The following is a 23,665-nucleotide window of genomic DNA, read 5'->3' on the forward strand; positions in this document are numbered from 1 at the left end:
CCGCCCCCCGCGCCGCCCCCGCCCCCGCCGCACCCCATCGCGGGCGGGCGGTGGGGCGGGGGGGGGCCCCCCCCCCGCCCCCCCCCCCCCCCCCCCCCCCCCCCTCCTCGAGGCGGATCAGCGGCAGCAGCGCACCGCGCAGGCGGTACACCTTCGCGCCGCCGACGTCCTCGATGGCCTTGCTCATGCGCTCGGTGTCCAGGCTCACGAGCTCGAGCAGGTTCACCTGGGGCATGGCGTAGCGCTGACCGGCGCACTCGACGGTCAGGGCCGGCACGATCGCCAGCGTCAGCGGGATCCGCAGCCGCCAGACGGTGCCCTGGCCGGTGACGGACTCGACGTCGACGGAACCGCCGATGCGCTCGATGTTCGTCTTCACGACGTCCATGCCGACGCCGCGGCCGGAGACGTTCGTGACCTTCGCGGCGGTGGAGAACCCGGGCAGGAACAGGAACTGGAGGATGTCGTTCGGGGTGAGCGACTCCAGCTTGGCCGCGGAGACCAGGCCCTTCTCGACGGCCTTGGCGCCGATGACGACCGGGTCGATGCCCTTGCCGTCGTCCTTGATCTCGACGACGACCTGACCACCCTCGTGCGCGGCGCGCAGCTTCAGGGTGCCGACCTCGTTCTTGCCGGCGGCGCGGCGGGTCTCGGGCGACTCGATGCCGTGGTCGACCGCGTTGCGGACGATGTGGGTCAGCGGGTCCTTGACCGCCTCGAGCAGGGTGCGGTCGAGCTCGGTCTCCCCGCCCTCCATCTCCAGCTTGATCTTGCGGCCGAGCATGTTGCCGAGGTCGCGGACGACGCGGGGCAGCTTGGACCACAGGTGGTCGATGGCCTGCATGCGGGTCCGCATGACCGTCTCCTGCATCTCGCTGGCGACGAGGTTCAGGCGGTGGCAGGCGCGGGTGAGGTCCTCGTCGCGCAGCGCGCCGGCGCGCTGGAGGATCTGGTTGCGGGCCAGGACGAGCTCGCCGGCCTGGCGGACCAGGGACTCCAGGAGCTCGACGTCGACGCGGATGGTGGCCTCGGCGGCGGACGCCTTCTCCGAGGGGGCGCCACCGGCGGGCGCGGCGGGCGCGGCAGCGGGGGCCGGGGCCGGCGCGGGAGCCGGCGCGGGAGCCGGCGCGGGAGCCGGAGCCGGAGCGGCGGGGACCTCGGCGACGGGCGCGGGGGCGACCTCGGGCTCGGGCTCGGCGACGGCCTCGACGACGGGGGCGGGCTCGGGCTCGACGACGGGCTCGGGCTCGGCGACGGCCTCGACGACGGGGGCGGGCTCGGCGACCGGCGCGGGCGCGGCCTCGGCGACCGGCGCGGCGGGGACCTCGACGCCGGCGGCGTCGGAGGCCGGCAGGACCGGGACGTCGCCGTCGAGCACGGCGCGGATGGCGGCGACGACGGCGGAGACCTCGACGCCGTCCTCGCTGTGCGAGGACTCGATGGAGGACAGCAGCGCGCGGATGGTGTCGACCATGCGCAGCAGGACGTCGGTGGTGACCGGCGTCATGACGAGCTGGCCGTCGCGCAGCCGCGCCAGCAGGTTCTCCCCGACGTGCGCGACCGACTCCAGGCGCGAGAACGCCAGGAAGCCGGAGGTGCCCTTGATCGTGTGGATGGTCCGGAAGACGCTCGCGAGCAGCTCGCGCGAGCCGGGCTGCTGCTCCAGCGCGACGAGGTCGGAGTCCAGCTGGTCCAGGTTCTCGTAGCTCTCGACCAGGAACTCCTGGACGATCTCGTCCATGTCGTCCACGTGGACTCCGCTTCTCGCGTAGGGACGGTCCCCGGGCGGGACCGCGGTGCGTCACTTGCTCTAGATGCCCATCGGCATCCGCGGGCGAAAGCTGAAACCCACCCGGACGGCGCAGCGCGCCTCAGGCCGGCGCCGCGCCCACGGACGGGCAGGGCCCGGGCAGGACCAGGTCGCCGGGCGCCACCGGGCGGGCGAACAGGAAGCCCTGGCCGGCGTCGCAGGAGTCGGCGACGAGGCGGTGCAGCTGGTCGTTCTCCTCGATGCCCTCGGCGACGACGCCGAGGTCGAAGCTGTGCGCGGCGGAGATCACCAGGCGCACCAGGTCGGCGTGCCCGGGGCCGGGCGTCGCGACGAAGCTGCGGTCGATCTTCAGGACGTCCACGGGCAGCTCGGGCAGCTGCCCGATGGAGGTGTAGCCGGTGCCGAAGTCGTCGATGGCGATCTTCACGCCCAGGGCGCGCAGGGCCCGCAGCTGGTCCAGGGCGGAGGGCACGTCGACGAGCACCGTCTCGGTGATCTCCAGGGTGAGGCGGGTCGGATCGACCCCGGAGGCGGCGAGCGCGTCGGCGACGTCCTCCAGGAGGTGGCGGCCGGCGAGGTGGCGCCCGGAGACGTTGACGGCCACGCCCAGCCCGGCGAGCTCCCCGCCGTCGGCGGCGTCCCAGCGGGTGAGCTGGTCCAGGGCCGCGCCCAGGGCCCAGCGGCCGAGGTCGCAGACCAGGTCGGACCGCTCGGCGGTGGGGATGAAGGCGTCGGGGGGCACCAGGCCGTGCCCGGGCCGTGCCCAGCGCACGAGGGCCTCGACGCCGGTGGCGCGGCCGGTGACGAGATCCAGGACGGGCTGGTAGTGCAGCAGCAGCTCCCCCTCCTCCAGGGCCCGGCGCAGGGCGTCCTCGGTCTCGGCCTGCTCGGCCAGCTCCCGGCGCAGGTCCTCGTCGAAGACCTCCACGACCCCGCGCCCGGACTCCTTGGCGCGGTAGGCGGCGGCGTCGGCGTCCTGCAGCAGCCGTTCCGGGGTGGTGCCGGGGCCGCTGATCGCGACGCCGACGCTGGCGCCGACGCGCGCGGTGCGGTCGCCGACGCGGACGGGTGCGGAGACGGCGGCGATGAGCCGCTGCCCGAGCTCGACGAGCTGGCGGTGGTCCTCGGCGGGCTCGACGAGGACGACGAACTCGTCCCCGCCCAGGCGGCACACCGCGTCCCCGCCGCGCACGGTCGCCTCCATGCGGGCGCTGACGACGCGCAGCAGCTCGTCGCCGGCGGCGTGGCCGAGGCTGTCGTTGACGGCCTTGAAGTGGTCGAGGTCGACGAAGAGCAGCCCGACGGCGCGGCCGGTGCGGCCGGCGCGGTGCATGGCCCGCTCGATGAGGGTCCCGGCCCCGGCGCGGTTGGGCAGCTCGGTCAGCGCGTCGTGGGAGGCCTGGTGGGCCAGGCTCACCTGCAGCCGCTCCCGCTCGTGGATGGCGCTGATCATCTGGGTGATGGAGGAGTGCACGACCGCGCCGAGGGACCCGGCCAGCGGTTCCTGCACGACCTCGGCCTCGAGGTCGCCGTCGGCGACGGCCTGGGCCTGGGCCTGCACCCGCCGCAGGCCGGCCACGGTGGCGGCCAGGCCCCGGGCGACGCTGCGCACCTCCCGGGGCCCGGCCTCGACGACGTCGAGGCGCTCGCCGTGGTGGTCGCGGTCCAGCTCGCCGTCGCGCACCGCCTCGGCCTGGCGGGCCAGGCGGCGCAGCGGGGCGGCGATGAAGCGGTGCACCACGGCCGCGACGCCGGCGGTGACCAGCAGCAGGACCAGGACGATGAGCAGGAAGGCGTGCAGCTCGGCCTCGGTGCGGCGGGCGGGCAGGGCGGTGGCTTCGACGGCGCGGGCGCCGGCGGTGTCCACCGCCGCGCGCAGGGCCGCGTCGCGGTCGCTGTTCGCGGTGGTCAGGGTGAGGAACCGCTCCAGCGGCAGCGCGACCTGGGAGGTGGCGGCGGTGTCGAGGAGGGCGTCGACCTGCCGGGCGGCGTCGCTGCCGGTGGCCGCGCGCCACGTCGTCACGGTCGCGGGGTCGGCGCGGGCGGTGAGGACGGCGTCGGCGGCGCGGTAGCCGCCCCAGGCCTGCAGGAAGGCGGAGCGGGCCGCGGCCCGTCCCTCCTCGGGCACCGACAGCGACCCCAGGAGCAGCGGGACCTGCAGGCTGGCGGCGGTGGCGGCCTCCTGGGCGCGGTCGAGGTCCTGGACGGCGCGGGCGCCGGGACCGTCGAGGGACTGGTCGCGGGCGGCGTCGAGGTGGTCGTCGACCCGGTCGGCGAGGTCGGCGACGACGGCGCGGTAGCGGGTGAAGAGGTCGGTGGTGTCGCCGCCGGCGGCGGCGAGGGCGCGCAGCCGGGCGACCTCGGCGGCGGCGGCGCCGGCCTCGGGCGCGGCGGTGGTGCCGGCGGTGGCGGCCACGGCGGCGTCGGTGGCGGCCTGCGCGGTGCGCAGCTGCCCGGTGATGGCCGGGCCGGCGAGGGCGGTGATGCCGGACAGGGCCGCGGGGTCCAGGCCGGACGCGGCGGCGGCGGCGGGGTCGGCGAGGACGGCCTGCCCCAGGACGGGCACGACCTCCTGGGCGACGCCGCCGCGCACGGCGTCCAGCAGGGCCGCGGCGCGGACCTGCGCGGCGGCGGTGGCGGCGGCGCGGGAGACGTCGTGGCTGGCGTCCACGGCCAGCGCGACGGCCCCGCCCAGGCCCACGACGGGGACCAGGACCAGCGCCAGGAGGCTGCGCTGCAGGGACGGGACCGACCAGCCGGGGCGCGAGAGCTGCACGGTCGTGGATCGGCGCGCGGGGCGCCCGGCTCAAGGTCGCGGGCCGGGCTTCCCCCGAACGCACGAGGGCCGGCTCCCCGGTGGGGAGCCGGCCCTCGCGGGGGTCGGGCGGTCAGGCGCCGGCGTTGAGGCGGGCGAGCGCCGTCTGCACGAGGGTGATGAGGCTGTGCTTCGTCGCGGCCTTGGACCGGGCGTCGGTGTAGACGAGCGGGACGTGGTCGGGGACGGCGAGCGCTTCGCGGACGGAGTCCAGCTCGTGCTGGGCGACGCCGTCGAAGCAGTTGACGGCGACGACGAACGGGATGCCGCGGGACTCGAAGTAGTCCACCGCCGGGAAGCACTGGTCGAGGCGGTCGGTGTCGACGAGGACGACCGCGCCGATGGCGCCCTTGACCAGGTCGTCCCACATGAAGAGGAACCGGTCCTGGCCGGGGGTGCCGAACAGGTACAGCCACAGGTTCCCCGGCAGCGCGATGCGGCCGAAGTCCATGGCGACCGTGGTGGAGGTCTTGCGGTCGGAGTTCAGGCCCGCGTCGTCGACGCCGACCGAGTGCTCGGTCATGGCGGCTTCGGTGCGCAGCGGCTCGATGTCGGAGATCGACCCGATGAAGGTCGTCTTGCCGACGGCGAACCCGCCGGCGACGACGATCTTGACGACGGTGGGCGGTGCCTGGACGTCGGTCCCCGCGGGCGCTCCGGCTCCGGCGGGGCTGACGTCAGAGCGAGGAAATGCCATTGAGAACACTCTCCAGAACGCTGATGGTGGTCGCGGGTTGGGGGGCGGAGGTCATGGTCATGCCGTGGATGCGGACCTTCCCGGACTGGGACAGGTCGCTGATCACGACGCGCACGACGCCGACCGGCAGGTGGACGTGGGCGGACAGTTCCGCGATCGACAGGTAGGACGTCCTGGTGAGTTCGAGGATCTTGCGCCGTTCCGGCGTCATCCCGACCTCCGGTGCGGCCGTGGCCTCCACGAGCGCCTCGACCGGGAGGTCGGCGTTGCTCGGGCGGGTGCGGCCACCGGTGACGGTGTACGGGCGGACGGTGAACTCCTCGGCGTCCTGGTCGTCGTCGTCGGACCAGAGGTCCGCGCTACCAGGGGGTGTCATGCGGCGTCACCACCGGCCCGCGACGGGCACCGAGGTGGGCAGGGCCGCCCGCATCTCCGAGACCAGCTGCGGGGTGAGGACGGTCTCGGCGCGCTGCACCAGCATCGCCATCTCGTAGCCGATGAGCCCGACGTCGCAGCCGGCCTCGGCGGCGACGGCCAGGACGGAGCCGTCGGAGATGTTGACGAGGAAGAAGAACGCGTCGTCCATCTCGATGATGGCCTGGCGGACGTCGCCGGACTGCAGCTGGTTCGCGGCGCCGCGGGCGAGGCTGGAGACGCCCGAGACGATCGCGGCGAGCTGGTCGCCGGCCTCGCGGTGGAGCTTGTCGGACATCGCCATCAGGAGGCCGTCGGCGGAGACGACGACGGTGTGGGTGACGCCGGGGACGCTCTTGACGAAGTTGTCGAGGAGCCAGCTGAAGTCGGCGGCCTCGGAGCTAAGCGCGGTCACAGTGGGTTTCCTCTTCTCGGGGCGTTCTGCTGGTGGGTGGTGGTGCGGGTGGCTGCCCGGAGGGTCCTCCGGGGGTTCTGGTCAGGCGTCACCGGCGGTTCCGCTCTCGGGAGCGGCCGGGGCGTCGGCCTGGGTGTCGCCGGCGCGGCCGCGGGAGACGCCGGCCTGGAAGCCGGACAGCATCGAGCGGACGTCGGCGGGGGCGCGGCGCTGGCGGTTGGCCGCCGGGCGGGCCGGGGCGGGCTTGGCGGCGGCCGCGGTGGCGCCCGCCTGGCGGCGGACGAGCGGGGCCGAACCGGTGCCGCGCGAGGGGGTGAAGTTCTGCCCCTCGGTGAGGGCGTTCAGCGCTTCGGCCGCGAGGGCGTTGCGCTGGCGCAGGGCCTCACCGACCGTGCGGTTCCCGGTCTGGGCCGGGACGACCGGGGACGGGACGACGGGCGTCTGGACCACCGGGGCGACCGGCTCGGCGACCGGGACCACGGGCTCGGCGACGGGCACGACCGGCACGACGGGCTCGGCCACCGGGGCGACCGGGACGACCGGCTCGACGACCGTCTCGACGACGGGCTCGGCGACCGGGACGACCGGCTCGGCGACCGGGGCGACGACCGGGGCGACGACCGGGGCGACCGGTTCGGCGACCGGGACCACGGGCTCGGCGACGGGCACGGCCGGCCCGGCCACCGGGGCGACCGGCGCGGCGGGCGTCTCCACCGCGCGGTTCGCCTCCAGGGCGTCCAGCGCGGACCCCGCCAGCTCGGTGTCGGCGGCGCGCTTGCGGGACGTCCAGAACGCCTCGGCCGCGGTCTTCGGCGGCGTCGCGGAGTCGCGGACCTGGCGCGGCTTCTTCCCGGCCTTGGGCAGGATGTCCTGCGCCGCAGCCAGAGCCGCGGGGGCCTGCTCGCGGCGTTCGCGCTTGGGCATGGCCGCGGCGCTCGGCGCGGGAGCCGCGGTGGGCTGCCAGGCCTGCTCGGGCTCGACGACCGGCGGGACCACCGGGGGCGCCGCGGGAGCCGGGGCCGCCGGGGCGGCCGCGGCGTCGGCCTTGGCCTGCGCCTGGGCGCCGCGGCGGCGGGTCGGCAGCTGCCGGCCCTCGACCTTGGCCTTGGGCGCGGTCACCCCGACCTCGGAGCCGGCGGCGGCCTCGGCGGCCGACTTCGACAGCGTCTCGGACAGGGCGTCACCGAGGCCGCTGGCGGCCAGCGGGTTGCTGACGATGGTGTTCGCGCCGCCGGTGGGGGCGGACGGGGTGCGGGTGGGCAGCGCGTCGGGCAGGGCCGACGGCGCCTGCGGCAGGGCCGAGGGGGCCTCGGGCAGGGCGGAGACCGCCGCGTCGGCGACCGGCAGGCCGGAGTCCAGCGCGGCCAGTTCCGGCTGGCCGCCCTTGACGCTGCCCGGGGTGAACAGGGCGGCGGGCAGGACGAGGGTCACGGTGGTGCCGCGGCCCTCGGCGGTGACGAACTCGACCTCGGCGTCCAGGCGGCCGGCGAGGCGGCCCACGACGTAGAAGCCGAGGCGCTGGGCGCCGACGAACTCCGAGGCGCGGCCACCGGAGATGCGCTGGTGGGCGGTCTCGACCTCCTCGGCGCTCATGCCGAGGCCGGTGTCGCGGATGGTGATCTCGACGCCGCGGTCGGTCTCGGCGGTGCCGACGACGACGCGGCTGCCGGGGTCGGAGAAGTTCGTCGCGTTCTCGAGGAGCTCGGCGATCATGTGCGAGGCCGACAGCGCGAGGTGGCCGACGACGGGCGGGTCGACCTGCAGGGCGAGGTCGACGCGGTCGTAGTGCTCGATCTCGCCGGCCGCGGTGCGGACGACGTCCGACAGCGGCAGCGGGCGGCGCAGGCGGCGGCCGGTGTTGATGCCGGCCAGCACGAGCAGGGACTCGGCGTTGCGCCGCATCCGGGTCGCGAGGTGGTCGAGGGTGAAGAGGTCCTCGAGGGTGTCGGGGTTCTCCTCGGTCCGCTCCAGCTGGTCCAGGAAGGCGAGCTGGCGGGCCAGCAGCGTCTGGTCGCGGCGGGCGACGTTCACGAACATCTCGGCGATGGAGGCGCGCAGGGCGGCCTGCTCACCGGCGATGCGGAACGTCGTCTCGTTGAGGTCGTTGATGACGACCTTGAGCTGGCCGATCTCGTCGTTGCTGGTGACCGGGATGGGGGTGAACTCCACGCCCGGGCCCTCGCCGGGGGTCTGCATGCGCTCGACCATGCGGGGCAGCTCGTCGCGGACCTCGGTCGCGGCGCGGGCCAGGTCGGCGAGGCGGCGGCCGACGTCGCGGGCGGTGCGGAAGCCGAACCAGCCGACGGCGCCGAACAGCAGCAGGGTGACGGCGATCAGGACGACGGTGCCGACGGTGGCGCGGGTGGCCTCGGCCTCGGCCTCCTCGGCGACGTCGGCGGCGCGCTCGACGATGGCCTCCTGGTAGGCCGTGATGACCTTCCCGGTGGTGTCCTCCCACGCGGCGGCGGTCAGCGACGTGCTGCCCGCGGCGAAGAGGTTGCGGTCCTGGTTGAGGAAGGCGAGCGCGGAGCTCGTGGCGCCGGTGTTCAGCGCGGCGTCGAACTCGGCGATGTCGTCCTCGCGCAGGCGGTAGCGGGCCTGCTGCTCGAAGTAGTCGCCGCGCTCGATGGCGGTCTCGCGCAGCCCCGTGATCGCGGAGGAGGTGGTGCCGCCCAGGACGAGGGCACCGGCGGTCTGCTCGACCGCGAGGGAGTCGACGCGCTTGAGCAGGTACCCGAAGGCGCCGATCTCCTGCGCCATCTCGCGGTCACCGGCCTGCTCGGCGACGGCGACGGTGAGGTCGGTCGCGGCGGAGCTGATGGCGCTGTAGGTGGTGAGGGCCGCGGTGGGCGTGGTGGTGGTGCCGTCGACGGCGCTGCGGACCTGCGGCAGCGTCTGGCCGAGGGCCCGGGTGACGGCGTCGTTGACGGCGCCGGCGCTGCCGGCGGTGAGGTCGAGACCGCTGTCGACGACGGCCTGCTGGACGGCGGCGATCGCGGCGTCGGTCGCGGCCCGGTCGGTGGCCAGCTTCCCCTTGCCCTCGTCGGTGGGTGCGGTCAGGTACTGGACGCTGTCCCGGCGCTCGGTCTGGAGCGCGGTGAAGAACTCGTTGATCGTCGCGGTCGACTTCGCGTAGGTGGCGAGGTGACGGCGCTCCGTGGTCGAGACCGCGTTCTGGGCGGTCGTGGCGACGACGGCGACGAGCAGGAGCACGAGGGGGACGACCAGGAGGACCGCGAGCTTGGCTCGGATGCTCAGGTTCCGCAGCATGTCAACCTTCCGTACGCGTTGGTGAGCGGTCGAACTGCTCACCGGGGTGTCGAGCAGACTCGTGAGTGATCGGGACGCGGGACCGCCGGGTGAACCGGGTGGGCACCGAAACCCTCGTTCGGCCCATCGGCACCCCGGCGCGTCGCTTGACCGTTTCAACCGGCCGTGCGTCCCTCGACCCGTGAGCGGGGTCGGGGCCGGGGTCGGCGTGGTGGTGGTCGCGGGGGGCTCGGGGACCCGTTTCGCGGCCCGGGCGGGCGCGGGGGCGGACAAGCTGGCCGCTCCCCTGGGGTCCTCGACGGTGCGGGGCACCCTCCTGGACGGGCTGGCCGGGTGGGACGTGGTGGTCGTGGGGCCCGGCGGGGTGCGCGAGGACCCGCCCGGGGGTGGGCCGCTGGCCGGTTTCGCGGCCGGGCTGGCGGCGGTGCCGGGCGAGGTGGTGGTGCTGCTGGGCGGGGACCAGCCGTTCGCGGCGGGCGCGGTCCCGCGCCTGGTGGCGGCGTTGCGGGCGGACCCGGCGCTGGACGCCGTGGTGGGGGTGGACCCGGACGGCCGGTGGCAGCCGCTGCTGTCGGCGCACCGGCGCGCCGCGGCGGTCCGCGTCCTGGGCGGGCTGCCCGCGGTGGCGGGCCGGCCGGTGCGCGAGCTGTTCCGCGGGCGGGTCGGGCAGGTCCCGGTCAGCGCGCGCGAGTGCCTGGACGTGGACGTGCCCGCGGACCTGGACCGGGCGCGGGACCTGCTGGGAGGGGCGGGGCCGGACGGGCCGACGTAGGGTCCCCAGGGTGCGCGCGGTGATCGTCGACCCTCCCGGTTCCCTCCGGCTGTCCGAGCTGCCCGACCCGGTGGCCGGGCCCGGGGAGGTGGTGGTGCGGGTCGCCGCGGCGGGGGTGAACCGCGCCGACGTCATGCAGCGTCGGGGGAAGTACCCCTCGCCGCCGGGTGCGCCGGAGCACCCGGGGCTGGAGGTGTCGGGGTGGGTCGCCGAGCTCGGCCCGGGGGTGACGGGGTGGCGGGTCGGTGAGCCGGTGTGCGCGCTGCTGGCCGGCGGCGGGTACGGCGAGCTGGTCGCGGTGCCGGCCGGGCAGGTGCTGCCGGTCCCGGCGGGGGTGCCGCTGGAGGACGCCGCGGCGCTGCCGGAGGTGACCTGCACGGTGTGGAGCAACGTGTTCACGCTGGCGGGGCTGCGGCCGGGCGAGACGCTGCTGGTGCACGGCGGGTCCAGCGGCATCGGGACGATGGCGATCCAGCTGGCCCGTCAGGTCGGGGCGCGGGTGGCGGTGACGGCGGGGTCGGCGGAGAAGCTGGAGGCGTGCGCCGCGCTCGGGGCGGAACTGCTGGTGAACTACCGCACCGACGACTTCGTGGCGGCGGTGCGGGACTGGGAACCGGCGGGGGCCGACGTCGTCCTCGACGTCGTGGGGGCGCCGTACCTGACGCGGAACGTGGACGTCCTGGCGACGGGCGGGCGGCTGGTGGTGATCGCCACGCAGGGCGGGGCGAGCGCCGAGGTCGACCTGGGCACGTTGATGCGCAAGCGGGTCTCGTTGCACGCCACGACGTTGCGGGCGCGGCCGGCGGCGGAGAAGGCGGCGGTCGTCGCGAGCGTGCGCGACCACGTGTGGCCGCTGGTCGCCGACGGCGCGGTGCGCCCCGTGGTCCACGAGCGGTTCGCCCTGGCCGACGCCGCCCGCGCCCACGAGGTGCTGGAGGGGTCGGCGCACGTCGGCAAGCTGCTGCTGCTCACGGGCGCCGAACCCCCCGCGCCCTGAGGGGCGCCCCGGCTCAGGGGGCGTCGAGGACGCGGTCGACGTCGTCGAGGACGCGCCGGGCCCCCAGCGGGCCGACCCCGGAGATCCAGTAGGACGTGTCGACGAGGTGCACGGCCGGGAAGGCCGCGGGGTTGCCCGCGACGAGCGTCGGCACACCGGCCGGGTCCTCGACGTCCTGGACGGGGACGAACAGGTGGTCGGCCGCTGCCTCGGGGACCCGTTCGGGGGAGATGTCGACCTGGATGTCGCCGCCCCAGTCGCGGGCGGGCAGGGTCAGGCCCGCGCACTCCAGGACGCTGCCGGCGAACGAGGTGGGGCCGTAGAGGCTGAGGGTGCCGCCGTCGCGGGGGCGGACGAGGTTCGCGGTCCCGGCGCCGGGGTGCTCGTCGGCGACCTGCTCGCAGTGCCGGCGGTGGTCGGCGAGGAGCTCGGCGGCCCGGTCGGCCCGGCCGAGGGCCTCGCCGACGAGTTCGACGTTCTGCTGCCAGGGGTCGGACTGGGTCGCCATGAACACGGTGGGCGCGATGCCCTCCAGCGCGTCGTAGAGCTGGGAGTGCCGGGACTCGGTGCCGAGGATCAGGTCGGGGGCGAGCGCCGCGATGGCCTCGAGGTCGGGTTCGGGGACGGTGCCGACGGGTTCCACGGCGTCGCCGACGCCGAGGTAGGCGGGGACGCCGGTGACGTTGCTCGCGACGGCGGCCCCGACGGGGGTGACGCCGAGGGCGACGGCGGTGTCGAGCTCGAGGGGTTCGAGCACGACGACGCGCCGGGGTTCGGCGGGGACGGTGGTGGTGCCGCGGGCGTGCTGGACGCTGCGCCCGGCCGCGGCGGGGGTCTGCTCAGCGGCCGGGGAGGCCGGGGAGGCCGGGGAGGAGCAGCCGGCGGCGGTGAGGCCGGCGGCGAGGACGAGGGCGAGGGTCGGCACGCGCACGGCAGGTGAGCTTAGCCTGTCCTACCTGGGCGCGGTCCACGCCGGGACGTGGACCGCGCACCGGGTGCGGGTGTCAGGCCGGGGTCGCGGCCGTGACGGCGATGCGGGTCGGCTGCGCGGTCGCGTGCGCGCCGGCGACCCGGACCGTCAGGACGCCCGCGTCGTAGCTCGCGCTCACGGCGTCGGACGTCACGGTGCTGGGCAGCGAGAAGGCGCGGCGGAAGGCGCCGTAGCGGATCTCGCTGCGGCCCCGCGCGTCCTCGGGACGGGGGTCCTTCCGCTCGCCGCGCACGACGAGGCGGCCCCGCTCGACCTCGACGGTCACGTCGTCGAGGGCGACGCCGGGCAGTTCCAGCCGCACGACCGCGTCGTCGCCGTCACGCCCCACCTCGGCGGCGGGCGCGATCTCGGCGGGGACGGGGGTGAGGCTGCTGCGGACCAGCGCGTCGAACTGGGCCCGGGTCTCGAAGGGGCTGCGGCGCCACACGGACAGGGTGTTCATGGTTGTCCTCCTCGGACGGTTCTCGGCGCCCGGGTCGAGCGCCTCCAGGGGTCACAACCTGAGTCGGGTCGGCTCAATGCCGGCGTTCGCCGGGGGCGTACGGGTGAGCGGGCCCGTCCCGGGGAAGGACCCCGCCATGGACTTCGTGAAACTCGGCCGCACCGGCCTCGAGGTGTCCCGCCTGGCGCTGGGCTGCATGAGCTACGGCGACCCGCAGCGCGGCAACCACGCCTGGACCCTGCCCGAGGAGGAGAGCCGCCCCTTCCTGCACCGCGCCCTGGACGCGGGGGTGAACTTCTTCGACACGGCCAACGTCTACTCCGACGGCTCCAGCGAGGAGATCGTCGGGAGGACGCTGCTGGCGGCGGTCCCCCGCGACCAGGTCGTCATCGCCACCAAGGTCCACGGCCGGATGCGCCCGGGCCCCAACGGCGCCGGGCTGTCCCGGCAGGCGATCCTCACCGAGATCGACAACTCACTGCGCCGCCTGGGCACCGACCACGTCGACCTCTACCAGATCCACCGGTTCGACCCGACGGTCCCGCTGGAGGAGACGCTGCAGGCGCTGCACGACCTCGTGGTGGCCGGGAAGGTCCGCTACCTGGGCGCGAGCTCGATGTGGGCGTGGCAGTTCGCCAAGGCCCTGCACCTGCAGGAACGCCACGGCTGGACCCGGTTCGTCACGATGCAGGACCACTACAACCTGCTCTACCGCGAGGAGGAGCGCGAGATGCTGCCGCTGTGCGCGGACGAGGGCATCGGCGTCCTCCCGTGGAGCCCGCTGGCCCGCGGGAAGCTGACCCGCGACTGGTCCGAGGCGACGAACCGCTCGGAGAAGGACGAGTTCGGCAAGACCCTCTACCGCGACTCCGACGCCGAGGTCGTCGCGGCCGTGGCGCGCGTCGCCGAACGCCGCGGCGTCCCCCGCGCCCGGGTCGCGCTGGCCTGGGTGGCGCGCAACCCCGTCGTCACCGCCCCCGTCGTCGGGGTGACGAAACCCCACCACCTCGACGACGCGCTCGCCGCGCTGGAGCTGGACCTGACCGACGAGGAGGTCGCGGAGCTGGAGGCACCCTACGAACCGCACGAGGTCGCCGGGTTCTGACGCCCCCCCCGGTCACCCACCGGACCCGGCCACCCACCGGCCCGCCCGCGCGGCCGGCGCACCGTGCGGGCGGCGCCGGCCCGCTCTCCCCCGCACCCCCCGCTCGACCTCCTCGAACCCGGCCGCGGCCAGCTGCCCGGCGAACGCGTCGACGGGCCACCGGTGCGCCGTCAGGGCCCGGTGCGCGAAGGGCTCGCAGCGCCCACCGGTGAGGAACCCGACGACCAGCGCGCCGTCGGCTCCCGTCGCGCGCAGGAACCCCGACAGGTGCCCGGGGCCGCAGCCGGCGCCGAGGACCGGGCCGGGCGGCCCGCCGAGGTGCCGGTCGATCAGCCGCAGGTCGTCGGGGCGCTCGTGCCCGCCCGGGGCGGGCAGCTCCACGCCCCGACGGTGCGGAACCGCCGGGGCGTGGAGCCGCGGGACGGGATCGGGCGGGGTCAGGGCCGCCGGGGCGCGGCGGCCGGCACCGGGTCGCGGTCGGCCGCGCCGACGGACTCGACGAACCGCCCGGGCCCGCGCAGGGCCTGCTCGATCTGCTCCAGGCTGCGGCCCTTGGGTTCGGGCACGTAGCGGGCCACGAAGGCGATGCACAGCACGTTCATCAGCGCGTAGATCCCGAAGGTGGCCGTCCGGCCGATGCTGTTGACGGCGGTGAGCGCGGTCACGGCGATGAGCAGGTCGAAGCCCCACAGGGTCAGCGCCGCCAGGCTCGTCGCGGGGCCGCGCACGGCCAGCGGCAGGATCTCCGGACCGAGCAGCCAGACGACCGACTGCATGCTCACGCCGTTGAGGCCGATGTAGGCGAACAGCGCGCCGACGATCACCCACTGCTGGGTCACGGAGGTCTGCTCGGGCAGGAAGGACAGCGCGAGCACCCCCATCGCCAGCGCGGAACCGGGCATGAGCAGCAGCAGGATGCGGCGCCGCCCGACGCGGTCGACCAGCAGGGTCCCGGCGATGCCCGCGGCCACGAGCACGACGCCGATCCCGATGCCGGTCAGCAGGGCCACGGAGTCGCCGAAACCCGCGTCGGTGAGCACCGTCGGGGCGTAGTAGACGACCGCGTTGATCCCGGTGAGCTGGGAGAACATGGCGATGCCGAGCGCGGCCACCAGCGCGGGCCGGATCCAGCCGCGGCGCAGTTCCCGCCAGGGGTTGCTCGGGAGCCGGTCCTGCACGGCGCGGATGTCGGCGATCTCGCCGTCGACGTCGTCCTCGGGCCGGCGCAGCGTGGCCAGGACCCTGCGGGCCTCCCCGGTCCGCCCGGCCTCCACGAGCCAGCGCGGGCTCTCCGGCAGCCGGGTCATGCCGACGGCCAGGACGACCGCCGGGACGACGGCGAGCGCGAACATCCAGCGCCAGCCGCCGCTGCCGGCGAGCAGGTACCCGCAGACGTAGGCCGTGAGCTGCCCGATCGCCACCATGAGCTGGAACAGCACCATGAGCCGGCCCCGGATGGCCGGGGGTGACATCTCGGCGATGTAGACCGGGACCATCGCCGAGGCGCCGCCGACCGCCAGGCCCAGGACGAAGCGGGCCGCGATCAGGGAGCCGGTGCCCGGGGCCAGGGCCGCCGCGACGGCCCCCAGCCCGAACACCACGGCCACGGCCATGACGATGCGCCGGCGCCCGAACCGGTTGGACAGCGCCCCGCCGCCGAGGGCGCCGACCATGGCGCCGACGAGGATGGCGCTGACGACGATCTCCTGCTCGCGCGGGGAGAGCCCGAAGTCGCGGCTGAGGAACAGCAGGGCGCTGGCGATGATCCCGGTGTCGTAGCCGAACAGCAGCCCCCCGAGGGCGGAGGTGGCGGCCACGGCGAGGACGAGCCGGGGTTGCCGGCCCGCGGCGGCGGGGCGGACGCTCACGCCTCTCCCATGACGAGGCCCTCGATGGTGTGCTTCTGCGTGATGGGGGTGAGCTCGTCCACCACCGGGCAGCGCAGGTGGGCCTTGACCCGCTCGGGCAGCTCCTCCCAGTACTGCTTCGTGACCGCCATGTCGTGGTGCTCGGCGTTGCCGGCGCCGGGGGCGTCCACGCCCAGGACGAGCACGGGGCGCGGCTTCTGGGAGAAGTTCTTCGTCCCGCGGTGGATGGTCAGCGCCGAGCGCGCCGAGATGTCACCGCGCTGCGGGTACTTGCGGACCGCCAGCCCCTCGTAGCGGCCGTAGAGGGACTTGTCGGGGAACATCTCGTGCTTGAACTCCGACCCGTCGTCGAACTGGGTGCCGGGGGCGACCTCGAAGGGACCCATGTCCTCCTCGGTGTCGACCGCCGTGAGGTTGAAGGCCAGCGAGGTCAGGCGCCGGTCGCGGCGGGTCTCCTCCGGGGCGGGGAAGTCGCGGTGCCAGGGCTGGTTCACGGCACCGGCGAAGGGGACGTCGAAGCCGAGCTCGACGATCTCGTAGTCCTCCCCGAGGACGCCGGTGCAGACCTGGCGCACCCACGGGTGGTCGACGAGGTCGACGAACCCGCGCATCTGCTCGGGGTGGATCTCCACGTAGTAGCGGTTGGGGCCGCGGCCGACCGCGCCGTCGGGGCGGGAGCGGGCCTCCTCGAAGGCGGCCTCGATGTCCTCGCGGAGCCGGTCGGCCCACTCGGTGCTGAAGGCGCCCTTGCGGGCGACGATCCCGTCGCGGTGGATCGCCGCCACGAGTTCCTCGGTGCTGGGCTCCGCGCCCTGCGGCGCGGTCCGGGCCCGGTCCGCGGGCTCGTTCGCGGTTTCGTTCGCCGTCACGTTCGCGGTCATGGTCCACCTCTTCGTCGAGTACGGGGCGACTCCAGTCTGCAACGTGGCATGCCACGTGGCAAGCGATGACCGGGAGCGCCGTGCGACGATCCTCGGGAGGAGCGGACGAAGGGAGTGCACGCGTGGCGGCGAACCTGCGCGAGGTCGCGGCGAAGGCCGGGGTCTCGGTGCGGACGGTGTCCAACGTCGTCAGCGGGGCCGGGCCGGTCGCCCCCGCCACCCGGGCCCGCGTCCAGCAGGTCCTCGACGAGCTGGGCTACCGGCCGAACCTGGCCGCCCGCCACCTGCGCGGCGGGCGCACCGGCGTCATCGGCCTCGTCGTCCCCGAGCTCACCTCGGCCTACTTCGCCGAGGTGGCGGGCCTGCTGGTCCAGAACGCCCTCGAACGGTCCTGGACGGTCCTGGTCAACGAGTCCGGCGGCACCGTCGAGGGCGAGCGCCGCCTGCTGGGGGGCAGCGGCGGCCGGATGCTCGACGGCCTGGTCGTCAGCCCCTGGGCGCTGCCGCCGGAGGAGCTGTCCGAGCACGCGAGCCGGCTGCCGCTGGTCGTGCTGGGCGAGCGCGACCCGGCGGGCGTGGCCGACCACGTCACCGTGGACAACGTCGCCGCGGCGCACGCGGTGACGTCCCACCTCGCCGGCCTCGGGCGCCGCCGCATCGCCGCGGTCGGGCTGCAACCGCACCTGAGCAACGGCACTGCGGCGCAACGGCTCCTGGGGTACCGGCAGGCGCTCGCCGAGGCCGGCCTGCCCCACGACGAGACGCTGGAGGTGCCCGTCGGGACGCTGCACCGGGCCCAGGGGGCGCGGGCGGTGGAAGCCCTGCTGGACGCGCCGCGACCGCCCGACGCGGTCTTCTGCTTCAGCGACGGCCTCGCGCTGGGGGCGTTGCGGGCGATCCTGCGCAGCGGGCGGCGCGTCCCCGACGACATCGCCGTCGCCGGCTTCGACGACATCGAGGACGGCCGGTACGCGACGCCGTCGCTGACCACCGTGTCCCCGGACAAGCAGCAGATCGCCGCCCGCGCGCTCGCGTGCCTGGCCGACCGCATCGGCCGGCGCGGCACCGTCGCGGCCCAGCGGATCGTGGTCCCGCACCGGCTCGTCGTGCGGGAGAGCACGGCGGGCGCGGAGCCGGGCGGCGGGCGCTAGGACGGGGTCGCGAGGACCGCGCGGGCCAGGGACGCGTGCGTCACCAGCGTCGAGACCAGCCCGCTGCGCAGCACGCTCGCGGTGGCCTCGGCGCGCAGGTCCCCGCAGGCCATGGCGACCACGTCGGGGGTCGCGCGCAGCTGCGGGCCGGTGACGCCGATGATGCGGTCGGCGAGGGCGTCGATCTCGGTGCCGCCCGCGCCCAGGAGCACGCCGGTGATCTCGGCGACCGCCCCGGCCGCGGCCAGCGCGTCCCGGTCGGCGGTGCCCAGGGAGTCCAGCGCGGTCGACTCCCCCGGCCGCCAGGCGCCGACCGAGACGACGGCGCGGGTGAGCCGGTCCAGCTCGGCCAGCGCCTCGCTGATGCCGGACTGCGACCGCAGCCCGTCGGCGGTGGCGGCGTCGGGGACGGCGAGGGGGGCGTAGAAGGTGGTGGCCGAGGACCCGGTGGCCTCGGCGGCGCGGCGCACGAGCTCGACGGCGCTCTCCTCCACGTCCGGGCGCGGCAGCGCCCCGGACAGCTGCACGAACCGGCAGCCGAGGGTGGCCGACAGGGCGGCGGCCAGCTGGGAGATGGTCCGGCCCCAGGCGAGGCCGACGACGTCCTCGGCGGTGACGCTCTCCTCCAGCAGCCCGGCGGTGAAGGTGGCCACGGCCCGGCGCTGCCCGGCGACGGTGTCGTCGTCGGGGCGCACGACGTAGACCGCCCGCACGCCGAACCGCTCGCGCACGGCGTCGGCGAGGTCGCCGTCGAGGGAGCTGGGCACGACGACCTGGATCTGCACGAGGCCGGCCTCCTGGGCGTCCGCGAGCAGGCGGGCGACCTTGAACCGGCTGACGCCGAGCTGGCGGGCGATGTCGACCTTGGTCTGGCCCTCGACGTAGAAGCGGCGGGCCGCGGCGGCCGCGAGGGCGAGGGCGCTCGTGGACGGGCGGCGGGACGTGGCGCCGCGGGCGGGCGTCTTCGCCATGGCTGCTCCTGGGAGGGGTGGAGACGGGGGGAACGAGTTGACAGTGCCCTGTGCCGCGCGTCACGATCGGCACAGCTGAGAGTAGCCCGCTCAAATGAGCGGTCGCAACGGTCGCAGCGCCGGGAGCACCACCGGTACGCAGTCCCGGACACCTCGACCAGTCGAAGAAGACGTCGAAGAGGACACTGGAGGGCACACCATGGCTGGACGACAGGGGATCCACCTGCCCGGCACCCGCTCGAGCATCAGCCGCCGGGCGGCCCTGGGCGGCGCGGCCGGGCTCGGCGGCGCGGCCTTCCTGGGCGCCTGCTCCGGAGCCGGCGGCGGGGGCGGCGCGGGTGGCGGCGGCGGGGGCGGCGACGACAAGACCGTCAACGTCATCATGGTCAACAACCCGCAGATGGTCGACCTGCAGAAGCTGACGGCCGACCACTTCACCAAGGACACCGGCATCACGGTGAACTACACCGTCCTGCCCGAGAACGACGTCCGCGACAAGATCAGCCAGGAGTTCTCCAGCCAGGCCGGCCAGTACGACGTCGCCTCCATCTCCAACTACGAGGTGCCGTTCTACTCCACCAACGGCTGGCTCGCGCCGCTGGACGACTTCATCTCCGGCGACTCCGAGTTCAACCAGGACGACATCCTCAAGCCGCTGGCGACGGCCCTCACCGGCGAGGACGGCAAGGTCTACGCCGAGCCGTTCTACGGCGAGAGCTCGTTCCTCATGTACCGCAAGGACGTCTTCGAGGCCAAGGGCCTGGTCATGCCGGAGAAGCCGACGTGGCAGGAGGTGGCCGACTTCGCCGCTCAGCTCGACGGTGCGCAGCCGAACATGAAGGGCATCGCCCTGCGCGGCCTGCCCGGCTGGGGCCAGGTGTTCGCCCCGCTCACCACCGTCGTCAACACCTTCGGCGGCACCTGGTTCAGCGAGGACTGGACCGCGCAGGTCAACGCGCCGGAGTTCGTCGAGGCGACGAAGTTCTACGTCGACCTCGTCCGCGCCCACGGCGAGAACGGCGCCCCGCAGGCCGGGTTCACCGAGTGCCTCAACGGCATGACCCAGGGCCAGGTCGCCATGTGGTACGACGCGACGTCGGCCGCCGGCTCCCTCGACGCGGCCGGCTCCCCCGTCGCCGGGAAGATGGGCTACACCGCCGCACCGGTCAACAAGACCGAGTCCTCCGGCTGGCTCTACACCTGGGCCTGGGGCATCCAGGAGAAGTCCCCGCGCAAGGAGAACGCCTGGAAGTTCATCTCCTGGGCCTCCAGCCAGAAGTACGAGGAACTCGTCGGCACCGAGGTCGGCTGGGCCAGCGTCCCGGCCGGCAAGCGCACCTCGACCTACGAGAACACCGACTACCAGCAGTCCGCCGCGCCCTTCTACCAGGCCACCCAGGACGCCATCAACGCCGCCAACCCCGAGGACCCGGGCCTGCAGCCCCGCCCCGCCCCCGGCATCCAGTTCATCGCCATCCCCGAGTTCGCCGACCTCGGCACCCAGGTCTCGCAGTTCGTCTCCTCCGCCATCGCCGGGCAGACGACCGTCGAGGACGCCCTGGACCAGGGCCAGGAGCTCGCGACGAAGCTGGTCAGCGACAAGTACAAGAAGTGACCGCCGCGGGGCCCCGGCGGCAGCCGGGGCCCCGCGTCCCCCAGCCGTCGGCCCCCGGGAGCACGGAGGACGTCCCCCATGAGCGCAAGCACCGCCCCCAACCACACGAAGGTCGGCCCCGACCGGCCCCAGCGCAGCGCGGGCTCGGCGCGCAAGGCCGCCGACTGGGCCCGCCGCGCGCCCCTCCTGCCCGCGCTGGTCTTCACGATCGTCGTGACGCAGCTCCCGTTCGTGGCGACCATCGTCATCTCGTTCATGAACTGGAACTCCTACTACCCGCAGGACCGCGGCTTCGGCGGGATCGACAACTACGTCTCGGTGTTCACCAACGCCGCGCTGCGCGAGGCCGTGGTCAACACGGTCGTCCTCACCGTCACCGTCGTGCTCGTCAGCCTCGTCCTCGGGCTGCTCATCGCCCTGCTGCTGGACCGGAAGTTCGCCGGCCGCGGTGCCGTGCGCACCATGATGATCGCGCCGTTCCTCGTCGTCCCCATCGCCGCCGCCCTGCTGTGGAAGCACGCCCTGTTCAACCCGAACTACGGCCTGCTCAACGGCACGATCAACGCGGTCTGGAAGCTGTTCGGGTCCGAGAACGCCCCGCAGGTCGACTGGCTGTCCACCGCGCCGAAGATCGCCATCGAGGTGTCCCTCATCTGGCAGTGGACGCCGTTCATGATGCTGATCCTGCTCGCCGGCCTGCAGTCCAAGCCCGCCGACGCCGAGGAGGCCGCCCGCATGGACGGCGCCACGTCGTTCCAGATCTTCCGGTACCTGACGTTCCCGCACCTTCGGCAGTACCTCGAGCTCGGCGGCCTGCTCGGCGCCATCTACATCGTCCAGAACTTCGACGCCGTGTTCACCATCACCGCCGGGGGCCTGGGCACCGCGAACCTGCCCTACACGATCTACCAGACCGTGTTCTCCGCCCACGACTACGGCCTCGCCTCGGCCATGGGCGTCGTGGTCGTCATCGCCACCATCGTCATCGCGACGTTCGCCCTGCGCGTCGTGTCCAGCATGTTCAAGCAGGAGGCCGGTCGATGAGCACCGCCGTTCTGAAGTCGGGCACGAACGCCCACGTCCCCACCTCCCGGAAGGAGCAGCGGGCCCGGGAGCTGAACCGCAGCAAGCCGATCTGGGGTGCCCTGGCCTGGGTCGTCGGCGTCCTGTTCGTCCTGCCGGTGCTGTGGATGGTCCTGACGTCCCTGCACTCCGAGACCGACGCGGCCACCAACCCGCCCTCGATCGCCGCCGCCCTCACCCTGGACGGCTACCGCGCCTTCCTGTCCGCCGGGCCCGTCGCCCCGCTGCTCAACTCCGCGATGGCCTCGGTGATCTCCACGGTCCTGGTGCTGTGCCTGGCGATCCCGGCCGCGTTCGCGCTGTCGATCCGCCCGGTCCGCAAGTGGACCGACGTCATGTTCTTCTTCCTGTCCACGAAGTTCATGCCGCTGGTCGCGGGCCTGCTGCCGCTGTACCTGTTCGCCACCGAGACCGGCACCCTGGACAACATCTGGCTGCTGATCGTCCTGTACACGTCGATGAACCTGCCCATCGCGGTCTGGATGATGCAGTCGTTCCTGGCCGAGGTCCCCGGCGAGATGCTGGAGGCGGCGTCCATCGACGGTGCCGGGCTCATCCGGATGCTCTGGTCGATCGTCCGCCCCGTCGCCATGCCGGGCGTCGCGGCGACCGCCCTGATCTGCTTCATCTTCTCCTGGAACGAGCTGCTGCTGGCCCGGACCCTGACCGCCACGGTCGCCGGCACCGCGCCGGTGTTCCTCACCGGCTTCGTCACCAGCCAGGGCCTGTTCCTCGCCCAGCTGTGCGCGGCGGCCACGGTCATCTCGCTGCCCGTGCTCGTCGCCGGTTTCGCCGCCCAGGACAAGCTCGTGCAGGGTCTGTCCATGGGTGCGGTGAAGTGACAGCCGTGGAGTGACCGCCGTGGAGTGACCCCCCGCCCAGCGACCGCAGTCGACGGAACGACCCTCGGAGAGCGCCAGTGACCCAGTTGAACCCGGCCAACCTCGCCGCGATCGGCGCGAGCGTGCCCGTCCCCGGCTACGACCGCACGCAGGTCACGCCCGGGATCGTGCACCTGGGGGTGGGCGGCTTCCACCGCGCCCACCAGGCCATGTACCTCGACCGCCTCATGAACGAGGGGAAGGCGCTGGACTGGGGCATCCGCGGCGTCGGCGTCCTGCCCCACGACGCGCGGATGAAGGAGGTCATGGACGCCCAGGGCGGCCTCTACACCCTGGTGCTCAAGGCCCCCGACGGCTCCCGCGAGCCCCGCGTCATCGGCTCCATCCTCGACGTCCTGCACGCCCCAGCCGACCCGGACGCCGCGGTCGAGGCCATGGCCGACCCGCGGATCCGCATCGTGTCCCTCACCGTCACCGAGGGCGGCTACAACATCGACGCCGTCACCGGCGAGTTCATCCTCGACGAACCGGGCGTGGCCGCCGACCTCGCCGACGGGGCCGTGCCGCGCACGGCGTTCGGCCTGGTCACCGAGGCGCTGCGCCGCCGCCGCGAGCGGGGCGTCGCGCCGTTCACGGTGATGTCCTGCGACAACGTCCAGGGCAACGGGCACGTCGCCCGCAAGGTGTTCGTCGCCTTCGCCACGGTCAAGGACCCCGAGCTCGGGGCGTGGATCGAGGCGAACGTCCGGTTCCCGAACTCCATGGTCGACCGCATCACCCCGGGCACCACCGACGACGACCGCGCCGAGGTCTCCGAGCGGTTCGGGGTCGAGGACGCCTGGCCCGTGGTGTGCGAGCCGTTCGTGCAGTGGGTCCTGGAGGACGACTTCGGTCTGGGCCGGCCCCCCTACGAGGACGCCGGCGTGCAGCTCGTCGCCGACGTCGAGCCGTACGAGCTGATGAAGCTGCGGCTGCTCAACGCCAGCCACCAGGCGCTGTGCTACTTCGGGTACCTGGCCGGGTACCGGCTCGTGCACGAGGTGGCGCAGGACCCGCTGTTCGCGGGCTTCCTGCTGGCCTACATGGAGCGCGAGGCGACGCCGACGCTGGAGCCGGTCCCCGGGATCGACCTGGACGCCTACCGGCGCGAGCTGATCTCCCGCTTCTCCAACGCCGAGGTCCGCGACACGGTCGCGCGGCTGTGCAACGAGAGCTCGGACCGCATCCCGAAGTGGCTGCTGCCGGTCGTCCGGCAGCAGATCGCCTCCGGCGGGGAGTTCTTCCGCGCCGCCGCCGTCGTCGCGAGCTGGGCCCGCTACGCCGAGGGCGTCGACGAGCAGGGCGAGCCGATCGAGGTGTCCGACCGGATCGCCGAGCGCCTCGTCGCGACCGCGCAGCGCAACCGGGAGGAGCCGACGGCCTTCATCGCCGACCGGTCCCTGTTCGGCGACCTCGTCGACGACGAGGCGTTCGTCGCGGAGTACACCGCCGCGCTGGCGTCGCTGCACGCCAAGGGGGCCCGCGCGACGCTGGAGGACCTGGCCGCGCGCTGACGCCGGTGCGGG

20 protein-coding genes are annotated in these 23,665 nt (G+C 74.5%); 8 read left to right on the plus strand and 12 right to left on the minus strand.

What is annotated here, in order from left to right:
* From ACRYM6_RS12800 to ACRYM6_RS12825, 6 genes are all read right to left on the minus strand, one after another.
* Positions 1–1,750, minus strand: a 1,750-nt coding sequence (locus tag ACRYM6_RS12800) for a chemotaxis protein CheA (RefSeq protein ID WP_432543261.1), incomplete at its 3' end; no start/stop codon positions are given.
* Positions 1,751–1,871: 121 nt separating this feature from the next.
* Complete coding sequence (locus ACRYM6_RS12805) at positions 1,872–4,547, minus strand: EAL domain-containing protein (protein ID WP_432543262.1); 2,676 nt, start codon at positions 4,545–4,547, stop codon at positions 1,872–1,874.
* Between the two features lie 112 nt (positions 4,548–4,659).
* Positions 4,660–5,283, minus strand: coding sequence for a GTP-binding protein (locus ACRYM6_RS12810; protein ID WP_432510809.1), 624 nt, complete (start codon positions 5,281–5,283; stop codon positions 4,660–4,662).
* Positions 5,264–5,659 carry a DUF742 domain-containing protein gene (locus ACRYM6_RS12815; RefSeq protein ID WP_432543263.1) on the minus strand — a complete coding sequence of 132 codons (396 nt, stop codon included), beginning with the start codon at positions 5,657–5,659 and terminating at the stop codon, positions 5,264–5,266. Before ACRYM6_RS12815 ends, ACRYM6_RS12810 begins: the two co-directional genes overlap by 20 nt.
* A gap of 6 nt (positions 5,660–5,665) precedes the next feature.
* On the minus strand, positions 5,666–6,112 hold the full coding sequence (locus tag ACRYM6_RS12820) for a roadblock/LC7 domain-containing protein (protein ID WP_432543264.1): 447 nt from the start codon (positions 6,110–6,112) through the stop codon (positions 5,666–5,668).
* 81 nt (positions 6,113–6,193) lie between these two features.
* A complete protein-coding gene (locus tag ACRYM6_RS12825) occupies positions 6,194–9,382 on the minus strand; it encodes a sensor histidine kinase (RefSeq protein WP_432543265.1) in 3,189 nt (1,062 codons plus the stop codon).
* A 181-nt stretch (positions 9,383–9,563) separates the two neighbouring features.
* On the opposite strand from ACRYM6_RS12825, the gene ACRYM6_RS12830 reads away from it, so the two are divergent.
* Positions 9,564–10,154: an NTP transferase domain-containing protein gene (locus ACRYM6_RS12830; RefSeq protein ID WP_432543266.1), complete on the plus strand. Its 591-nt coding sequence runs from the start codon at positions 9,564–9,566 to the stop codon at positions 10,152–10,154.
* A gap of 10 nt (positions 10,155–10,164) precedes the next feature.
* Positions 10,165–11,151, plus strand: a complete 987-nt coding sequence (locus ACRYM6_RS12835) for an NAD(P)H-quinone oxidoreductase (RefSeq protein WP_432543267.1) — start codon at positions 10,165–10,167, stop codon at positions 11,149–11,151.
* 13 nt (positions 11,152–11,164) lie between these two features.
* On the opposite strand, the gene ACRYM6_RS12840 is transcribed toward ACRYM6_RS12835, so the two are convergent.
* On the minus strand, positions 11,165–12,082 hold the full coding sequence (locus ACRYM6_RS12840) for an ABC transporter substrate-binding protein (protein ID WP_432543268.1): 918 nt from the start codon (positions 12,080–12,082) through the stop codon (positions 11,165–11,167).
* 73 nt (positions 12,083–12,155) lie between these two features.
* Positions 12,156–12,584 (minus strand): Hsp20/alpha crystallin family protein, encoded by a 429-nt coding sequence (locus ACRYM6_RS12845; protein WP_432543269.1) that lies wholly within the window; start codon positions 12,582–12,584, stop codon positions 12,156–12,158.
* Positions 12,585–12,720: 136 nt separating this feature from the next.
* Here ACRYM6_RS12845 and ACRYM6_RS12850 point away from each other — a divergent pair, with 136 nt between their 5' ends.
* Positions 12,721–13,689 (plus strand): aldo/keto reductase, encoded by a 969-nt coding sequence (locus ACRYM6_RS12850; protein ID WP_432543270.1) that lies wholly within the window; start codon positions 12,721–12,723, stop codon positions 13,687–13,689.
* Between the two features lie 12 nt (positions 13,690–13,701).
* Here the strand turns inward: ACRYM6_RS12850 and ACRYM6_RS12855 are convergent, their stop codons facing one another.
* Genes ACRYM6_RS12855 through ACRYM6_RS12865 form a run of 3 tightly spaced genes read right to left on the minus strand, consistent with a single transcriptional unit; the run spans position 13,702 to position 16,438 of the window.
* Positions 13,702–14,070, minus strand: coding sequence for a hypothetical protein (locus tag ACRYM6_RS12855; RefSeq protein ID WP_432543271.1), 369 nt, complete (start codon positions 14,068–14,070; stop codon positions 13,702–13,704).
* Between the two features lie 56 nt (positions 14,071–14,126).
* Entirely contained in the window at positions 14,127–15,557 is a 1,431-nt protein-coding gene (locus ACRYM6_RS12860) for a sugar porter family MFS transporter (protein WP_432543272.1), read from the minus strand.
* Positions 15,554–16,438: a phytanoyl-CoA dioxygenase family protein gene (locus ACRYM6_RS12865; protein ID WP_432543273.1), complete on the minus strand. Its 885-nt coding sequence runs from the start codon at positions 16,436–16,438 to the stop codon at positions 15,554–15,556. The genes ACRYM6_RS12860 and ACRYM6_RS12865 overlap by 4 nt, the downstream gene beginning before the upstream one ends.
* A 122-nt stretch (positions 16,439–16,560) precedes the next feature.
* On the opposite strand from ACRYM6_RS12865, the gene ACRYM6_RS12870 reads away from it, so the two are divergent.
* Positions 16,561–17,589 (plus strand): LacI family DNA-binding transcriptional regulator, encoded by a 1,029-nt coding sequence (locus ACRYM6_RS12870; protein ID WP_432543274.1) that lies wholly within the window; start codon positions 16,561–16,563, stop codon positions 17,587–17,589.
* Here the strand turns inward: ACRYM6_RS12870 and ACRYM6_RS12875 are convergent.
* On the minus strand, positions 17,586–18,560 hold the full coding sequence (locus tag ACRYM6_RS12875; protein WP_432543275.1) for a sugar-binding transcriptional regulator: 975 nt from the start codon (positions 18,558–18,560) through the stop codon (positions 17,586–17,588). The two genes, ACRYM6_RS12870 and ACRYM6_RS12875, sit on opposite strands and share 4 nt — an antisense overlap.
* A gap of 199 nt (positions 18,561–18,759) precedes the next feature.
* Here ACRYM6_RS12875 and ACRYM6_RS12880 point away from each other — a divergent pair, with 199 nt between their 5' ends.
* The 4 genes from ACRYM6_RS12880 to ACRYM6_RS12895 all read left to right on the plus strand — a co-directional run bounded on the left by ACRYM6_RS12880 (position 18,760) and on the right by ACRYM6_RS12895 (position 23,653).
* Entirely contained in the window at positions 18,760–20,175 is a 1,416-nt protein-coding gene (locus ACRYM6_RS12880; RefSeq protein ID WP_432543276.1) for an ABC transporter substrate-binding protein, read from the plus strand.
* A gap of 78 nt (positions 20,176–20,253) precedes the next feature.
* Complete coding sequence (locus ACRYM6_RS12885; RefSeq protein ID WP_432543277.1) at positions 20,254–21,219, plus strand: carbohydrate ABC transporter permease; 966 nt, start codon at positions 20,254–20,256, stop codon at positions 21,217–21,219.
* On the plus strand, positions 21,216–22,100 hold the full coding sequence (locus ACRYM6_RS12890; RefSeq protein ID WP_432543278.1) for a carbohydrate ABC transporter permease: 885 nt from the start codon (positions 21,216–21,218) through the stop codon (positions 22,098–22,100). Before ACRYM6_RS12885 ends, ACRYM6_RS12890 begins: the two co-directional genes overlap by 4 nt.
* 77 nt (positions 22,101–22,177) lie before the next feature.
* On the plus strand, positions 22,178–23,653 hold the full coding sequence (locus tag ACRYM6_RS12895; RefSeq protein ID WP_432543279.1) for a mannitol dehydrogenase family protein: 1,476 nt from the start codon (positions 22,178–22,180) through the stop codon (positions 23,651–23,653).
* Positions 23,654–23,665 lie beyond the last annotated feature (12 nt).

The organism is Kineococcus rugosus (assembly GCF_050871975.1).
Classification (GTDB): Bacteria; Actinomycetota; Actinomycetes; order Actinomycetales; family Kineococcaceae; genus Kineococcus.